Source organism: Pseudomonas sp. MF6747 (assembly GCF_963890955.1).
In the GTDB taxonomy this organism is placed as follows: Bacteria; Pseudomonadota; Gammaproteobacteria; order Pseudomonadales; family Pseudomonadaceae; genus Aquipseudomonas.
The window spans coordinates 186,881-203,749 of the sequence record NZ_CAWPSZ010000034.1 but is presented as its reverse complement, the minus strand read 5'-3'; the positions used below and the strand labels follow the sequence as shown (position 1 = coordinate 203,749).

The window sequence follows — 16,869 nt, the reverse complement described above, 5'->3', positions numbered from 1 at the left end:
AGCGATCGTCAGACGCTCATGGTTTGCCGCCCGCGTCTGGTAGAATCGCGTTTTTTGGGGCTTGTGCGAATTCTGCAACCTTTTGTCGCACGCCCGTAAACCGTATTGATTTCAGCGCGTCGCGCTAGAGAGAGCCTGTATGACCGTTACCTTGAAAACCGCCGAAGACATCGCAGGCATGCGCGTTGCCGGCAAACTGGCTGCCGACGTGCTGGAAATGATTGCCGAGCACGTCAAGCCAGGCGTAACCACCGAAGCCCTGGACCGCATCTGCCACGACTATATTGTCAACGTGCAAAAAGCCATCCCTGCGCCGCTGAACTACAAGGGCTTCCCCAAGTCCATCTGCACCTCGATCAACCACGTGGTCTGCCATGGGATTCCAGGCGACAAGCCGTTGAAAGACGGCGACACCCTGAACATCGACGTGACCGTGATCAAAGACGGCTACCACGGCGACACCAGCCGCATGTTCCACGTCGGCACCGTGCCGGTCTGGGCCGAGCGCCTGTCGCAGGTCACCCAGGAATGCATGTACAAGGCCATCGAAATCGTCAAACCCGGCTGCCGCCTGGGCGATATCGGTGAAGTGATCCAGAAGCACGCTGAAAAGAACGGCTTCTCGGTGGTCCGCGAATTCTGTGGCCATGGCATCGGCAAAGTATTCCACGAAGAACCGCAGATCCTGCATTACGGTCGCGCCGGCACCGGCATGGAACTCAAGGCGGGCATGACCTTCACCATCGAGCCGATGATCAACCAGGGCAAGGCCGACACCAAGGTGCTGGGCGACGGCTGGACCGCCATCACCAAGGACCGCAAGCTCTCGGCACAGTGGGAACATACCCTGCTGGTCACCGAAACCGGCTACGAGATCTTCACCTTGCGCGCAGACGACACGATTCCACGCGTTTCGGCGTAAAGGTTGCTTTGGTTTTCCCCCAACGGTGTTGTGACTGACTGATAGATAGAAAGGAAAGCCGATCGATGCCCCAGGTGGATCCCGAACTCTTCGACCGTGGCCAGTTCCAGGCTGAACTGGCCTTGAAGGCAAGCCCCATCTTCGCCTTCAAGAAGGCTATTCGCCAGGCCCGCGAAGTGCTGGATGCGCGCTTTCGCAGTGGCCGGGACATTCGTCGACTGATCGAGGACCGCGCCTGGTTCGTCGACAACATCCTGCAAAAGGCCTGGGAACAGTTCAACTGGAGTGAAGACGCCGATATCGCCTTGGTGGCCGTCGGCGGCTACGGTCGCGGTGAGCTGCATCCCTACTCTGACATCGACCTGCTGATCCTGCTGGACAGCGCCGATCATGAGATCTTTCGCGATTCCATCGAGCGCTTTCTGACACTGTTGTGGGACATCGGCCTGGAAGTCGGCCAGAGCGTTCGTTCTGTAGACGAATGCGCCGAAGAGGCGCGCGCCGACCTCACCGTCATCACCAACTTGATGGAAAGCCGCACCATTGCCGGCCCCGAGCGCCTGCGCAAGCGCATGCTGGAAGTCACCAGCACCGCGCATATGTGGCCGAGCAAGGAATTCTTCCTGGCCAAGCGCGCCGAGCAGAAGGCCCGGCACCACAAGTACAACGACACCGAATACAACCTGGAACCCAACGTCAAAGGCTCACCGGGCGGACTGCGCGATATCCAGACCATTTTGTGGGTCGCGCGTCGCCAATACGGCACCCTGAACCTGCGCGCCCTGGCTGGCGAAGGCTTTCTGGTCGAGAGCGAAAACGCCCTGCTGGCCTCGTCCCAGGAGTTCCTGTGGAAAGTGCGCTATGCCCTGCACATGCTCGCCGGCCGCTCCGAAGACCGCCTGCTGTTCGACCACCAGCGCTCCATCGCCACCCTCCTGGGGTTCGAGGGCGAGGACGCGAAGACCAGCATCGAAAGCTTCATGCAGCAGTACTACCGGGTGGTCATGAGCATCGCCCAGCTCAGCGACCTGATCATCCAGCACTTCGAAGAAGTGATCCTGGCGCCTGAAGACGAAGCACCGCCGCAGCCGATCAACTCGCGCTTCCAACTGCACGACGGCTACATCGAGGCGCGCAACGACAACGTGTTCCGCCGCACCCCGTTCGCCATGCTGGAAATCTTTGTGCTGATGGCCCAGCAGCCGGAAATCAAAGGCGTGCGCGCCGACACCATCCGCCTGCTACGGGAAAACCGTCATCTGATCGATGATGACTTTCGCAATGACATCCGCAACACCAGCCTGTTTATCGAGCTGTTCAAATGCAAAATCGGCATCCACCGCAACCTGCGGCGCATGAACCGGTACGGCATCCTCGGGCGTTACCTGCCGGAGTTCGGCTTTATCGTCGGGCAGATGCAGCACGACCTGTTCCACATCTACACCGTAGACGCCCATACCCTGAACCTGATCAAACACCTGCGTAAGTTGCAGTACACCCAGGTGTCAGAGAAATTCCCACTGGCCAGCAAGCTCATGGCCAAGCTGCCCAAGCCGGAACTGATCTACCTGGCCGGCCTGTACCACGACATCGGCAAGGGCCGGCATGGCGACCACTCGGAAATCGGCGCAGTCGATGCCGAGGCGTTCTGCCAGCGCCATCAACTGCCGCTGTGGGACAGCCGCCTGATCGTCTGGCTGGTACAGAACCACCTGGTGATGTCGACCACCGCCCAGCGCAAGGATTTGTCCGACCCACAGGTAATCCACGACTTCGCCGGCATCGTCGGTGATGAAACCCGTCTCGACTATCTCTATGTGCTGACCGTCTCCGACATCAATGCCACCAACCCGACATTGTGGAACTCCTGGCGTGCCAGCCTGCTGCGCCAGCTCTACACCGAGACCAAGCGCGCGCTGCGCCGCGGCCTGGAAAACCCGGTAGATCGCGAAGAGCAGATCCGCCGCACCCAAAGCGCGGCCCTGGATATCCTGGTGCGCGGCGGCAATGACCCGGACGACGTCGAACAGCTGTGGTCGCAACTGGGTGACGATTACTTCCTGCGCCACACCGCCGGCGACGTGGCCTGGCACAGTGACGCGATCCTGCAGCAGCCCGCCGATGGTGGCCCGCTGGTACTGATCAAAGAAACCACCCAGCGCGAATTCGAAGGCGGCACGCAGATCTTCATCTATGCGCCCGACCAGCACGACTTCTTCGCCGTGACCGTGGCGGCCATGGACCAGTTGAACCTGAACATCCATGACGCGCGGGTCATCACCTCGAGCAGCCAGTTCACCCTCGACACCTACATCGTGCTCGACACCGACGGCGACTCCATCGGCGATAACCCGGTGCGCGTGAAAAAGATCCGCGAAGGCCTGACCGAAGCACTGCGTAACCCGGACGATTACCCGACGATCATCCAGCGTCGGGTACCGCGTCAGCTCAAGCACTTTGCCTTTGCGCCTCAGGTGACCATTTCCAACGACGCCCAGCGCCCGGTGACCGTGCTGGAACTCAGCGCGCCGGATCGCCCCGGCTTGCTGGCGCGCATCGGCGGGATTTTCCTGGAGTTCGACCTGTCGTTGCAGAACGCCAAGATTGCGACCCTCGGCGAGCGCGTGGAGGACGTGTTCTTCATTACCGACGCCGACAACCAGCCGCTGTCCGACCCTGAACTGTGCCGACGCTTGCAGGCTGCGATCGTGCAGCAACTGAGCGTGACCCAGGAGCCCGGTGTCGAGCTGACGCGCCTGACTATTTGAACACCTGTTATCACTGTGTGGGCGCACTTGTGTGGGAGCGGGGTTGCTCGCGAATTCAGTGGGTCAGGTACACATGGATTGACTGATGCACCGCATTTGCGAGCAAGCCCGCTCCCACATTTGAATGGCTTTGCCCGGCAGAACGCACGCTTACAACCGAATTGAATGAGACTTGCGATGAACAACGCCCTGAACCAGCTGCAGCCCTACCCGTTCGAGAAACTGCGCGCCCTGCTCGGCAGCGTCACGCCGAACCCGGACAAACGCCCGATTGCGCTGTCCATCGGTGAGCCGAAGCACACATCGCCGGAATTCGTTGCCAAGGCGCTGGCTGACAACCTCGACCAGATGGCCGTGTACCCGACGACGCTGGGCATTCCGGCATTGCGCGAGGCCATCGGCGCCTGGTGCGAACGCCGCTTCAACGTGCCCAAGGGTTGGCTGGACCCGGCGCGCAATATTCTGCCGGTCAACGGCACCCGTGAAGCGCTGTTTGCCTTCACCCAGACCGTGGTCAACCGCGCTGACGACGCATTGGTAGTGAGCCCGAACCCGTTCTACCAGATCTACGAAGGCGCCGCGTTCCTGGCCGGCGCTAAGCCGCATTACTTGCCGTGCCTGGACGCCAACGGTTTCAACCCGGATTTTGACGCCGTGTCGCCGGACATCTGGAAACGCTGCCAGATCCTGTTCCTGTGCTCGCCGGGCAACCCCACCGGAGCCCTGATTCCGGTCGACACCCTGAAAAAGCTCATCGCCCTGGCCGACGAGTACGACTTCGTCATCGCCGCCGACGAGTGCTACAGCGAGTTGTACTTCGACGAACACACCCCGCCGCCCGGCCTGCTCAGTGCCTGCGTCGAGCTCGGCCGTCAGGACTTCAAACGCTGCGTGGTCTTTCACAGCCTGTCCAAGCGCTCCAACCTGCCGGGCCTGCGCTCGGGCTTTGTGGCCGGCGATGCCGACATCCTCAAGGCCTTCCTGCTGTACCGCACCTACCATGGCTGCGCGATGCCGGTGCAAACCCAACGGGCGAGCATCGCGGCCTGGCAGGATGAAGCCCACGTGCTGGCCAACCGTGACCTGTACCGCGAGAAGTTTAACGCCGTGCTGGCCATTCTCAAGCCGGTGCTCGACGTACAAAGCCCGGACGGCGGGTTTTACCTGTGGCCGAACGTGAATGGCGACGACGCCGCGTTCTGCCGTGACCTGTTCGTGGAAGAACACGTGACCGTGGTGCCAGGTTCGTACCTGTCCCGGGACGTGGACGGCGTCAACCCAGGCGCCGGGCGCGTGCGCATGGCGCTGGTTGCACCGTTGGCGGAGTGTGTTGAAGCGGCCGAGCGCATTCGCGACTTCATTCAGCGCCGCCGCTGACACTTATGGGTCATTTCACATGACCCAGATTCGCCTCGCTCATGTCCAGATCCGCCAGCACTTCGCGCAAAACGTCATCACCAATCTGGTGATGACGGCTCAAGCTGTACAGCTCCAATCGCTGCGCTCGCAGGGCCTTGAGGCGTAATTTACGCTCCAGCTGGTCCATCTGCAGGGCCAGCGCCTGGGCGTCGGCGGAGTCATTGAACACTTCCAACTGATGGCGATATTCCGACATCAGCCGCGCCTTGAGCTCAGCCGCCAGTGCGGCCTGAGCGGCGTCCGAGGTTTCGGTTTCGGCGGGTTCTTCCGCTTCAAGGGCATGGATCGCCGCCACGGCGGTCTTCTTCCACGCCTCACGCACTTCGTTATGACGCTTTTCATCGGGACTTTGCTCGATGCCGCGCAACAGCAACGGCAGCGCGATGCAAGCGGCGATCAGCGATAGCAGAATCACCCCGGCAGCGATGAAAATCAGCAGGTCGCGCTCGGGGAAGGCCGCGCCCGGCGCCAGTAGCAGGGGCACCGACATCACACCGGCCAGGGTCACCGCACCGCGTACGCCGCCGACCGTCAATAGCCAGCAGGAGCGCGCGGTCGGCACCATGGTCAGTTCGCTTTTGCCCCGCAGGCGTCGCAGTAAACCCGACAGGCGCCAGATGCTCTGCACCCAGATAAAGCGCAACACCACCAGCACCACAAAGATCGCAATCACGTCCAGGCAGCGATACAGCAGGGTGGGCCACAACGTTGTCTCATGGCTGACCACCGCCTTGATGATGTCCGGCAGTTGCAGGCCCAACAGCAGGAAGATCAGGCCATTGAAGGCAAACTCCAGCAGCGACCAGACACTGCGGTTAAGCAAGCGCGTGCTGGTCTGGCGCGGCAACAGGTCGAGCCAGCTTTGCATCATGCCCGCCGCCACCGCCGAGAGAATGCCCGATGCGCCCAGGCGCTCCGCCAATACATAGGCCGCAAACGGCAACAGCAACATGAACACCACATGCGTAGCCGGGTCATCCCAACCGCGCGCGATCATCCAGGCGCGCAAACGGCCCACCAGCCAGCTCAGCGCCACGCCAACCGCCAAGCCTCCCACGGCGACCAGCACAAAAGTCAGGCTGGCATCCGCCAGGGAAAACACGCCGGTCAGCGCCGCCGCCAGGGCGAACTTGAAGGTCACCAGACCCGAGGCATCATTCATCAACGCTTCGCCCTGAAGCATGTGCATCAACGGCTTGGGCAGACGATTCTGGGCAATGGCCGACACCGCCACGGCATCCGTCGGCGATAAAACCGCCGCCAGGGCGAAGGCCACCGGCAATGGGATCGTAGGCAATATCCAATGAATGAAATACCCGGCACCCACCACGGTGAACAGCACCAGCCCCACCGCCAACGTCAGAATCGGGCCGCGCAATCGCCAGAACTCGCGCTTGGGCATGCGCCATCCATCAGAGAACAACAGCGGTGGCAGGAACAGAAACAGAAACAACTCAGGGTCCAGCGCCACATGCAGCCCGAGGGTGGGCCAGGCCAGCAAGGCGCCGGCGGCGATCTGCACCAGGGGCAACGGCAGAGGAATGATGCGCCCGACCAGGCGCGAAACGCTGACCAGCATCAGCAGGATAAGAACGGTGTAGGCGGTTTGCATAAAGCGGGTTTCCCGGACAATCGACTTGCAACGACACCCATCAGGCAACAACCGGCCGTTGAAGTGCCATATTACTCGGCTATGTTAACCAGCCATGTTACGCGGCCATGGCGCGCCGTGGCTTCTGCACAAAAGTCGCACTGCGCCATCAGCAAGCATGACGAGCGGCACCCAAACCTGCTGGTCATGGCATAATCCGTGACCTTTCGTTTCTACTTGGTCCAAAGGGGGCAATTCCTTGACCGCTTCAAGCAAAACGTTGCACCTTTTCGGCATCAAAGCCTGCGACACCATGAAAAAAGCGCGCACCTGGCTCGATGAGCACGCTGTGAGCTATGAGTTTCACGACTACAAAACGGCCGGTATCGACCGCGAACACTTGACCCAATGGTGCAACGAGCACGGTTGGCAGGTGGTTTTGAACCGTGCGGGCACCACCTTTCGCAAACTCGAAGACGAACGCAAAGCCGATCTCGATCAGTCGAAAGCCATTGAATTGATGCTCGCACAACCCTCGATGATCAAGCGCCCGGTGCTCGATCTCGGTGACAGAACCCTGATTGGCTTCAAGCCAGATAGTTATTCGGCGGCCCTCAAGTAGGCCAGCCTTCCATTTTTGTAGAGGTAACAGCATGTCCAATTCCCTGTTCAGCCTGGGCTTCGGCGTCGGCACTCAGAACCGCCAAGGTGCTTGGCTGGAAGTGTTTTACGCACAACCGTTGCTCAATCCATCGGGCGAGATCGTCGCAGCCATTGCGCCGATCCTGGGCTACACCGAAGGCAACCAGGCCATCACCTTCACCGTCTCCCAGGCGCTGCAACTGGCTGACGCGCTCAAAGGCGTCGACACTGCTCAAGCCGCCCTGCTGAGCCGTCTGGCTGAAAGCCACACCCCGCTGGTCGCGACCCTGCTGGCCGAAGACGCTGCACTGACCTCCACGCCTGAGGCTTACCTCAAGCTGCACCTGCTGTCGCACCGCCTGGTCAAGCCGCACGGCCTGAGCCTGGCCGGCGTGTTCCCGCAACTGCCGAACGTGGCATGGACCAGCCAGGGCGCCATCGACATCAGCGAGCTGGCCGAACGTCAACTGGAAGCACGCCTGCGTGGCGACCTGCTGGAAGTGTTCTCGGTGGACAAGTTCCCGAAAATGACCGACTACGTGGTCCCGGCCGGCGTGCGTATCGCTGACGCCGCACGTATCCGCCTGGGCGCCTATGTGGGCGAAGGCACTACCGTGATGCACGAAGGTTTCGTCAACTTCAACGCCGGCACCGAAGGCCCGGGCATGATCGAAGGCCGCGTCTCCGCTGGCGTGTTCGTCGGCAAGGGCTCGGACCTGGGCGGCGGTTGCTCCACCATGGGCACCCTGTCGGGCGGCGGCAACATCGTGATCAAGGTTGGCGAAGGCTGCCTGATCGGCGCCAACGCCGGTATCGGTATCCCGTTGGGCGACCGCAATACCGTGGAGTCGGGCCTGTACGTCACCGCCGGCACCAAAGTCGCGCTGCTGGACGAGCAGAACCAACTGGTCAAAGTGGTCAAGGCGCGCGAGCTGGCCGGCCAACCGGACCTGCTGTTCCGCCGTAACTCCGAGACCGGTGCCGTGGAGTGCAAAACCCACAAATCGGCCATCGAACTGAACGAAGCGCTGCACGCTCACAACTAAGCAGCCACTCGATGCCACTAGCGGGTCGCGCCTCCGGGTCGGCCCGCTTATACGAGTCTTGAACACCATGCTTGTGCCCTCTCCCTGGCGCGCCGACTTTCCGGCCATCGCCACCCTGCAACGGCAAGACCAGACCTACCTGGACAACGCCGCCACCACGCAAAAACCCCAGGCCCTGTTGGATGCCATCAGCCATTACTACGCCAATGGCGCAGCCAATGTGCACCGAGCCCAACATTTGCCGGGCGCCCATGCGACCCAGGCGTTTGAAGACAGTCGCAGCAAGGTCGCGCAGTGGCTTAACGCAGGTGACAGCGGGCAAATCATCTTTACCCACGGCGCAACCTCTGCGCTGAACCTCCTGGCCTATGGCCTTGAGCACTTATTCAATGCGGGCGATGAAATTGTTATCAGCGCCCTCGAACACCACGCCAACCTGCTGCCCTGGCAGCAACTGGCCAAACGTCGCGCGCTCACGCTGGTGGTGTTGCCACTGGGTGACGACGGCGTGATTGACCTGCACGCTGCCGCCGAATTGATCGGCCCGCGCACGCGCGTGCTGGCGGTGAGCCAGCTTTCCAATGTGCTTGGCACCTGGCAGCCCTTGGACGCCTTGCTGGCGATGGCGCGGGCACACGGCGCGCTGACCGTGGTCGATGGTGCCCAGGGCATCGTGCATGGCCGCCATGACGTGCAGGCGCTGGGGTGCGACTTCTACGTGTTTTCCAGCCACAAACTGTATGGCCCGGACGGCGTCGGCGTGCTGTTTGGCCGCCACGAAGCCCTGCATCACTTGCGCCACTGGCAGTTCGGCGGCGAGATGGTGCAACAGGCGGACTACCACAGCGCCAGTTTCCGCCCTGCCCCGCTGGGTTTTGAAGCGGGTACGCCACCGATCGCCAGCGTGATCGGCCTGGGTGCCAGCCTGGATTACCTGAGCTCGCTGGACCCGCACGCTGTGGTCGCCCATGAAGCGGCGCTGCACGACTACCTGCTGCGCGGCCTCAAGGCACGTAATGGCATCCGCGTATTGGGATCGCCTCACGTAGCTTTGGCCAGCTTTGTGGTGGAAGGCATACACAACGCCGACCTCGCCCACCTGCTGACCGAACAGGGCATCGCCGTGCGCGCCGGCCACCATTGCGCGATGCCATTGCTCAAGGCAATGCACTTGTCGGGGGCGATCCGCGTGTCCCTGGCGCTGTACAACGACTCCGATGACCTGGAGCGCTTCTTTGAAGCGCTCGACCAGGCGCTGGATATGTTGCGATGAGCTTGCCGGCCGAAGCCGCCGCAGCCCTGCACGCCTTTCAGGCGGTCGGCAGTTGGGAGCAGCGCGCGCGGATGCTGATGCAATGGGGCGAGCGCCTGCCAGCCTTGGCGGATGCGGACAAAGTCGACGCCAACCTGGTGCAGGGCTGCGAAAGCCTGGTGTGGTTGGTGGGACGCATTGAGAATGGCCATTGGCGGTTCGCCGCCAGCAGCGATGCGCGCATGATTCGTGGGTTGGTGGCGTTGCTGCTGGCGCGGGTCAATGGCTTATCTGCGGCGCAGTTGCAGGCCGTTGACCTGCCCGACTGGTTTGCCCAGCTTGGCCTGTCACGGCAGTTGTCGCCGTCGCGCAGTAATGGCCTCAACGCAGTTCTGCTGCGCATGCGAGACCTGAGCCTTACACAAAACTGAATGTGGGAGCGGGCTTGCTCGCGAAGGCGGTGGTTCAGTCATTGATGGATTGACTGACACTCTGCCTTCGCGAGCAAGCCCGCTCCCACATTTCGGTCTATGTTCGGCTGTAGGACCTAGCTGGCTTTAACCCGCTCCGAAGGCCTGCGCACCCCCGCCACAATTTTGTCCACCGCCTTGGTGGCCGCGACCATGCCAAAGGTCGCCGTCACCATCATCACCGCGCCAAACCCGCCCGCGCAGTCCAGCTTCACCCCATCCCCAACAAAACTTTTTTGCAGACAAATGCTGCCGTCCGGCTTGGGATAGCGCAGCTGCTCGGTAGAAAACACGCACGGCACGCTGTAATGGCGGGTCACGGTGCGGGAGAAACCGTAATCGCGGCGCAACGTGGAGCGCACCTTCGAGGCCAGTGGGTCATTAAAGGTGCGGTTCAGGTCGCACACCTGGATCAGCGTCGGGTCGATCTGCCCGCCGGCGCCGCCGGTGGTGATGATCTGGATCTTGCGACGCTTGCACCAGGCAATCAGCGCAGCCTTGGCGTTGACGGCGTCGATGCAGTCGATCACGCAATCGATAGTCGGCGTGATGTACTCGGCCATGGTGTCGCGGGTCACGAAGTCCGCCACCGCATGCACGGTGCAATCGGGGTTGATAGCGCGCAGGCGCTCGGCCATGACTTCGACCTTGGGCTTGCCCACGGTGCTGTCCAGCGCGTGCAACTGGCGGTTGCTGTTGCTGACGCAGACGTCGTCCAGGTCAAACAGCGAAATCTCGCCCACCCCGCAACGGGCCATGGCTTCCGCCGCCCACGAGCCTACGCCGCCGACGCCGACGATCGCCACATGGGCCGCTTTCAAGCGTTCCAGGCCTTCAATGCCATACAAGCGGGCGACGCCTGCAAACCGCGGATCTTCTGTGCTCATGACCATTACCCCAAAAACCGGCGCGCATTATGGACTACGCAGCGACAAGTTCGAAGCTTCCAGCTACAAGTAAAGAACTTAGGTGAACATTCGCGGACTAACGTCCGGCTTTTCTCTGTCTGCTGTACGCTCGGGGAAAGGCCAGTGTAGGATGCGCGCCGTTCGGCGTAAGCCGACACCTCTTTTCGTTCCACACCCTTTGGAACCCGAAATAGCCATGTCATCGCGTAAATTTGGACTCAACCTGGTGGTGGTGCTGGCAATTGCCGCGCTGTTCACCGGTTTCTGGGCGCTGATCAACCGCCCGGTCACCACACCCAACTGGCCTGAACAGATCTCCGGGTTCTCCTACTCGCCGTTCCAGCAAGGCCAGTTCCCGCAGAAAGACCAGTACCCAAGCGACGAAGAAATGCGTCGTGACCTCGAGATCATGAGCAAGCTGACGGACAACATCCGTACCTACTCGGTCGACGGCACCCTGGGCGACATCCCCAAGCTGGCAGAAGAGTTCGGCCTGCGCGTGACGCTGGGCATCTGGATCAGCCCGGACCTTGCGCGTAACGAACGCGAGATCCAGCGGGCCATCGAACTGGCCAACAGCTCACGCAGCGTCGTGCGCGTGGTGGTCGGTAACGAAGCGTTGTTCCGTGAAGAAATCACCCCGGAGGCGCTGATTACGCTGCTCGACCGCGTGCGCGCCGCCGTGAAAGTGCCGGTAACGACGTCCGAGCAATGGCACATTTGGGAAAAGAACCCGCAACTGGCCAAGCACGTCGACCTGATCGCCGCGCACATCCTGCCGTTCTGGGAATTTATTCCGATGGACAAGGCCGGCCAATACGTACTCGACCGCGCCCGGGATCTGAAGAAACTGTTCCCGAAAAAGCCGCTGCTGCTGTCGGAGGTTGGCTGGCCGAGTAACGGCCGCATGCGCGGGGGCAATGAAACCTCGCCCGCCGACCAGGCGATTTACCTGCGTACGCTGGTCAACAAGCTCAACCGCCAGGGCTACAACTACTTCGTGATCGAGGCGTTCGATCAGCCGTGGAAAGTCAGCGACGAAGGCTCGGCCGGCGCCTATTGGGGCGTGTACAACGCCGCGCGCCAGCAGAAATTCAACTTTGAAGGCCCGGTGGTCGCGATCCCGCAATGGCGCGTGCTGGCCATCGGCTCGGTGGTGCTTGCGCTGCTGTCGCTGACCTTGCTGATGATCGACGGCTCGGCCCTGCGCCAGCGTGGCCGTACGTTCCTGACCTTTATCGCGTTCCTGTGCGGCTCGGTGCTGGTGTGGATCGGCTACGACTACAGCCAGCAATACAGCACTTGGTTCAGCGTGACCGTGGGGATCTTGTTGGCACTGGGCGCCCTCGGGGTATTTATCGTGTTGCTGACCGAAGCCCACGAACTGGCGGAAGCGGTGTGGACCCACAAGCGCCGGCGTGAATTCCTGCCGGTGGAAGGCGATTCGGATTACCGCCCGAAAGTGTCGATCCATGTGCCGTGCTACAACGAGCCGCCGGAGATGGTCAAACAGACCCTCGACGCCCTCGCCGCCCTCGATTACCCGGACTATGAAGTCCTGATCATCGACAACAACACCAAGGACCCGGCTGTATGGGAACCGGTGCGCGACTACTGCGAAACCCTCGGGCCGCGCTTCAAGTTCTTCCACGTCTCGCCCCTGGCCGGTTTCAAGGGCGGCGCGCTGAACTACCTGATCCCGCACACCGCCAAGGACGCCGAAGTGATTGCGGTGATCGACTCGGACTACTGCGTGTCGCCGAACTGGCTCAAGCACATGGTGCCGCACTTCGCCGACCCGAAAATCGCCGTGGTGCAGTCGCCGCAGGATTACCGCGACCAGAACGAAAGCACCTTCAAGAAGCTTTGCTACGCGGAATACAAAGGCTTCTTCCATATCGGCATGGTCACCCGTAACGACCGCGACGCGATCATCCAGCACGGCACCATGACCATGACCCGTCGCTCGGTGCTCGAAGAACTCGGCTGGGCTGACTGGTGCATCTGCGAAGACGCCGAACTGGGCCTGCGTGTATTCGAGAAAGGCCTGTCGGCGGCGTATTACCACGACAGCTACGGCAAAGGCTTGATGCCCGATACCTTTATCGACTTCAAGAAGCAGCGTTTCCGCTGGGCCTATGGCGCGATCCAGATCATCAAGCGCCACACCGCCAGCCTGCTGCGCGGCAAGGGCACCGAGCTGACCCGTGGCCAGCGCTACCACTTCCTTGCAGGCTGGTTGCCGTGGGTAGCGGACGGCATGAACATCTTCTTCACCGTTGGCGCCTTGTTGTGGTCGGCGGCGATGATCATCGTGCCAACGCGGGTTGATCCGCCGCTGCTGATTTTCGCGATTCCGCCGTTGGCGCTGTTCGTGTTCAAAGTGGGCAAGATCATTTTCCTCTACCGCCGTGCGGTGGGTGTGAACTTGAAAGATGCGTTCTGCGCGGCGCTGGCCGGCCTGGCGTTGTCGCACACCATCGCCAAGGCGGTGTTGTACGGCTTCTTCACCACCAGTATTCCGTTCTTTCGTACCCCGAAAAACGCGGATAACCACGGCTTCTGGGTAGCGATTTCCGAAGCCCGCGAAGAAATGTTCATCATGTTGCTGTTGTGGGGCGCGGCGCTGGGGATCTACCTGGTGCAGGGCCTGCCGAGCAATGACATACGCTTCTGGGTGGTGATGCTGCTGGTACAGTCGCTGCCGTATGTGGCGGCGCTGATCATGGCGTTCCTCTCGTCGCTGCCAAAACCTGCGCCGAAGGTTGAGCCGGCAACGGCTGAGTAAAAACTTGCGCAATGCACTAAACGGCGGCCCTTGGCCGCCGTTTTGCTATAAGATAACGGCCGTTTTGTGAGACTTGGCCACGCCCTGCTTTCTGTGGGAGCTGGCTTGCCTGCTATGCACACGCCGCGGTCTGTCAGGTACACCGCGGCGAAGCTATCGCAGGCAAGCCAGCTCCCACATTAGATTTGCGCCGATTCAGGTTGTGTATTCCACATTCGTCCTGCGCCCATAACACGCTTCCGGAGTTCCCCCATGACGGCCCATGCCGACCTTTCGCCGACCCTTCAACTCGCTATCGACCTGATCCGTCGCCCCTCCGTGACGCCGATTGACGCCGATTGCCAGAAGCTGATGATGCAGCGCCTGGGCGACGCCGGCTTTGCGCTGGAGCCGATGCGTATCGAAGATGTGGACAACTTCTGGGCCACCCACGGCAAGCACGACGGCCCCGTGCTGTGCTTTGCCGGCCACACCGACGTGGTGCCGACCGGCCCGGTGGGCGCCTGGCAGAACGACCCGTTCGACGCGCTGATCGACGAAAACGGCATGCTCTGCGGCCGTGGCGCGGCAGACATGAAAGGCAGCCTGGCCGCGATGCTGGTGGCCTCCGAGCGTTTCGTCAGCGACTACCCGGACCACAAAGGCTCGGTCGCCTTCCTGATCACCAGCGATGAAGAAGGCCCGGCGCACCACGGCACCAAAGCCGTGATCGAACGCCTGGCTGCACGCAAGGAACGCCTGGACTGGTGCATCGTCGGCGAACCGTCGAGCACCACGCTGGTGGGCGATGTGGTCAAGAACGGCCGTCGTGGCTCCCTCGGCGCCACCCTGACCGTGCGCGGCGTGCAAGGCCACGTGGCGTACCCGCACCTGGCGAAGAACCCGATCCACCTCGCCGCCCCGGCCTTGGCCGAATTGGCCGCCGAGCACTGGGACGACGGCAACGCCTTCTTCCCGCCGACCAGCTTCCAGATTTCCAACCTCAATTCCGGCACCGGCGCCACCAACGTGATCCCCGGTGACCTGACGGCGGTGTTCAACTTCCGCTTCTCCACCGAGTCCACCGTCGAGGGCCTGCAACAGCGCGTTGCGGCGATTCTCGACAAGCATGGCCTGGACTGGCACGTGGAGTGGGCGCTGTCGGGCCTGCCGTTCCTCACCGAGCCCGGCGCGTTGCTGGATGCGGTGTCGGCCAGCATCAAGGCGATCACCGGTCGCGAAACCAAAGCCTCCACCAGCGGCGGCACCTCCGATGGGCGCTTCATTGCCACCCTTGGCACTCAAGTCGTGGAGCTGGGCCCGGTCAACGCGACAATCCATCAGGTCAACGAGCGCATTCTGGCCAGCGACCTCGATGTGCTGACCGAAATCTATTACCAGACCCTGATCAAGTTGCTCGCCTGATGCTCGCGTGCCCCATTTGCAGCGCACCGCTCCACGCGGTGGACAATGGCGTGGCGTGCCCGGCCGGGCACCGTTTCGACCGCGCGCGCCAGGGTTACCTGAACCTGTTGCCGGTGCAGCACAAGAACAGCCGCGACCCGGGCGATAACCTCGCCATGGTCGAGGCACGCCGCGACTTTCTTAACGCCGGGCATTACGCGCCGGTGGCCAAGCGCCTGGCTGAACTGGCCGCGGAACGTGCGCCGCAGCGTTGGGTGGACATCGGTTGTGGCGAGGGTTACTACACCGCGCAAGTCGCCGAGGCCCTGCCCCATGCTGACGGCTACGCGCTGGACATTTCCAAGGAAGCGGTCAAACGTGCGTGCAAGCGCAACCCGGCGCTGACCTGGTTGATTGCCAGCATGGCGCGCGTGCCGCTGGCCTCGGGCAGTTGCCAATTCCTCGCCAGCGTTTTCAGCCCATTGGATTGGCAAGAGGCCAAGCGTCTGCTCAGCCCCGGCGGCGGTCTGATGAAAGTCGGCCCGACGGCCGGCCACCTGATGGAACTGCGCGAACGCCTGTACGACGAAGTGCGCGAGTACACCGACGACAAACATCTGGCCCTGGTGCCGGATGGCATGAGCCTGGCGCACAGCGAAACCCTGGAATTCACCTTGAGCCTGGCCGAGCCCAACGACCGCGCCAACCTGCTGGCGATGACACCGCACGGCTGGCGCGCGAGTGCCGAGCGCCGCGCCGAGGTGATCGAGGCCGCCGAGCCGCTGCAGGTCACGGTGTCGATGCGCTACGATTATTTCGTGCTTCAATAACCGACTTTTAAGCATCCGCGAATGGATTTTCGAATCCCGCAACGAGGAACATCCATGCGCCAACCTGATATCGAGATTTACCTGAAGGACGCCGACGTCGACCACAAAGCCATCGCCGCCTGGCTGGGCGCCGCGCTGGGCCCGTGCACCGACTGGGTTCAGAAGGGCCAGACCTACAAGTGCAAGGCCGGCAATGTGCCGGTCACCTGGCTGCCAAAAGCGGTAGGCAAATGGAACAGTCTGTACCTGGAAAGTGACCAGACCCCGTGGGAAGACGACATCGCCTGCGCCCGCGCTGCGTTTGCTGCGCTGAACGTCGAAGTGCGTTGCGCACCGGGTACGTGGGTTGAGGAAGAAGGTGAGGAAAGTGCCGACACCTGGATTCGTATCAGCGCAGACGGTGAAGAGCAGATCACCTGGAAAACGGCCTGAACCTGAAGTGTGAACCCAATCAAAATGTGGGAGCGGGCTTGCTCGCGAAAGCAGTGGGTCAGTCGCCTTTATTTTGACTGACACACCGCCTTCGCGAGCAAGCCCGCTCCCACAGGGGTTCAGCTGTGTGGCAAAAACTCAGGTTACAACCCCACCACATCCTCCGCCTGCAACCCCTTCTCGCCGGTCACCACGGCGTATTCCACCTGCTGGCCCTCGGCCAGTGAGCGGTGGCCGTCACCGCGAATGGCGCGGTAGTGCACAAACACATCCTTGCCGTCCTCGCGTTGAATAAAGCCATAGCCCTTTGCATCGTTGAACCACTTCACATTGCCGGTTTCGCGCGTTGCCATCAGTTTTGCTCCCACATGCTTTTTATTGTTGAGTCAGTCGCATTGAACTGCCGAGTATAAGACAG

Annotated in this window: 14 protein-coding genes; 11 read left to right on the top strand and 3 right to left on the bottom strand. The window is 61.8% G+C overall.

The window, feature by feature from the left end:
- The first annotated feature begins 139 nt into the window (after positions 1-139).
- The 3 genes from map (at position 140) to dapC (ending at position 5,067) form a co-directional block, all read left to right on the top strand.
- The gene (map, locus tag AACW30_RS23115; protein ID WP_106577170.1) at positions 140-922 is read left to right on the top strand and encodes a type I methionyl aminopeptidase; all 783 of its coding nucleotides are present in this window, start codon (positions 140-142) and stop codon (positions 920-922) included.
- Between the two features lie 65 nt (positions 923-987).
- Positions 988-3,690 carry a [protein-PII] uridylyltransferase gene (locus tag AACW30_RS23110; protein WP_106577171.1) on the top strand — a complete coding sequence of 901 codons (2,703 nt, stop codon included), beginning with the start codon at positions 988-990 and terminating at the stop codon, positions 3,688-3,690.
- Between the two features lie 177 nt (positions 3,691-3,867).
- Positions 3,868-5,067 (top strand): succinyldiaminopimelate transaminase, encoded by a 1,200-nt coding sequence (gene dapC, locus AACW30_RS23105; RefSeq protein ID WP_200623528.1) that lies wholly within the window; start codon positions 3,868-3,870, stop codon positions 5,065-5,067.
- Between the two features lie 10 nt (positions 5,068-5,077).
- On the opposite strand, the gene AACW30_RS23100 is transcribed toward dapC, so the two are convergent.
- The gene (locus AACW30_RS23100) at positions 5,078-6,721 is read right to left on the bottom strand and encodes a Na+/H+ antiporter (protein WP_106577173.1); all 1,644 of its coding nucleotides are present in this window, start codon (positions 6,719-6,721) and stop codon (positions 5,078-5,080) included.
- Between the two features lie 292 nt (positions 6,722-7,013).
- Here AACW30_RS23100 and AACW30_RS23095 point away from each other — a divergent pair, with 292 nt between their 5' ends.
- The 4 genes from AACW30_RS23095 to AACW30_RS23080 all read left to right on the top strand — a co-directional run bounded on the left by AACW30_RS23095 (position 7,014) and on the right by AACW30_RS23080 (position 10,071).
- Entirely contained in the window at positions 7,014-7,322 is a 309-nt protein-coding gene (locus AACW30_RS23095; RefSeq protein ID WP_231982825.1) for an arsenate reductase, read from the top strand.
- 31 nt (positions 7,323-7,353) lie between these two features.
- On the top strand, positions 7,354-8,388 hold the full coding sequence (gene dapD, locus AACW30_RS23090; RefSeq protein WP_200623527.1) for a 2,3,4,5-tetrahydropyridine-2,6-dicarboxylate N-succinyltransferase: 1,035 nt from the start codon (positions 7,354-7,356) through the stop codon (positions 8,386-8,388).
- Positions 8,389-8,455: 67 nt separating this feature from the next.
- The gene (locus tag AACW30_RS23085) at positions 8,456-9,661 is read left to right on the top strand and encodes an aminotransferase class V-fold PLP-dependent enzyme (protein WP_200623526.1); all 1,206 of its coding nucleotides are present in this window, start codon (positions 8,456-8,458) and stop codon (positions 9,659-9,661) included.
- On the top strand, positions 9,658-10,071 hold the full coding sequence (locus tag AACW30_RS23080; protein WP_200623525.1) for a SufE family protein: 414 nt from the start codon (positions 9,658-9,660) through the stop codon (positions 10,069-10,071). The genes AACW30_RS23085 and AACW30_RS23080 overlap by 4 nt, the downstream gene beginning before the upstream one ends.
- A 116-nt stretch (positions 10,072-10,187) precedes the next feature.
- Here AACW30_RS23080 and tcdA read toward each other — a convergent pair whose 3' ends face one another.
- Complete coding sequence (tcdA, locus tag AACW30_RS23075; protein WP_372239289.1) at positions 10,188-10,997, bottom strand: tRNA cyclic N6-threonylcarbamoyladenosine(37) synthase TcdA; 810 nt, start codon at positions 10,995-10,997, stop codon at positions 10,188-10,190.
- Positions 10,998-11,214: 217 nt separating this feature from the next.
- Between tcdA and AACW30_RS23070 the strand changes: the two genes are divergently transcribed.
- From AACW30_RS23070 to AACW30_RS23055, 4 genes are all read left to right on the top strand, one after another.
- Complete coding sequence (locus AACW30_RS23070) at positions 11,215-13,806, top strand: glycosyltransferase (protein ID WP_200623523.1); 2,592 nt, start codon at positions 11,215-11,217, stop codon at positions 13,804-13,806.
- Positions 13,807-14,058: 252 nt separating this feature from the next.
- Positions 14,059-15,210, top strand: coding sequence for a succinyl-diaminopimelate desuccinylase (dapE, locus tag AACW30_RS23065; RefSeq protein ID WP_106577179.1), 1,152 nt, complete (start codon positions 14,059-14,061; stop codon positions 15,208-15,210).
- A complete protein-coding gene (locus AACW30_RS23060; protein WP_200623521.1) occupies positions 15,210-16,019 on the top strand; it encodes a putative RNA methyltransferase in 810 nt (269 codons plus the stop codon). The genes dapE and AACW30_RS23060 overlap by 1 nt, the downstream gene beginning before the upstream one ends.
- A 54-nt stretch (positions 16,020-16,073) precedes the next feature.
- Complete coding sequence (locus AACW30_RS23055; RefSeq protein ID WP_106577181.1) at positions 16,074-16,451, top strand: hypothetical protein; 378 nt, start codon at positions 16,074-16,076, stop codon at positions 16,449-16,451.
- A gap of 143 nt (positions 16,452-16,594) precedes the next feature.
- On the opposite strand, the gene AACW30_RS23050 is transcribed toward AACW30_RS23055, so the two are convergent.
- Positions 16,595-16,804: a cold-shock protein gene (locus AACW30_RS23050; RefSeq protein ID WP_032891681.1), complete on the bottom strand. Its 210-nt coding sequence runs from the start codon at positions 16,802-16,804 to the stop codon at positions 16,595-16,597.
- Positions 16,805-16,869 lie beyond the last annotated feature (65 nt).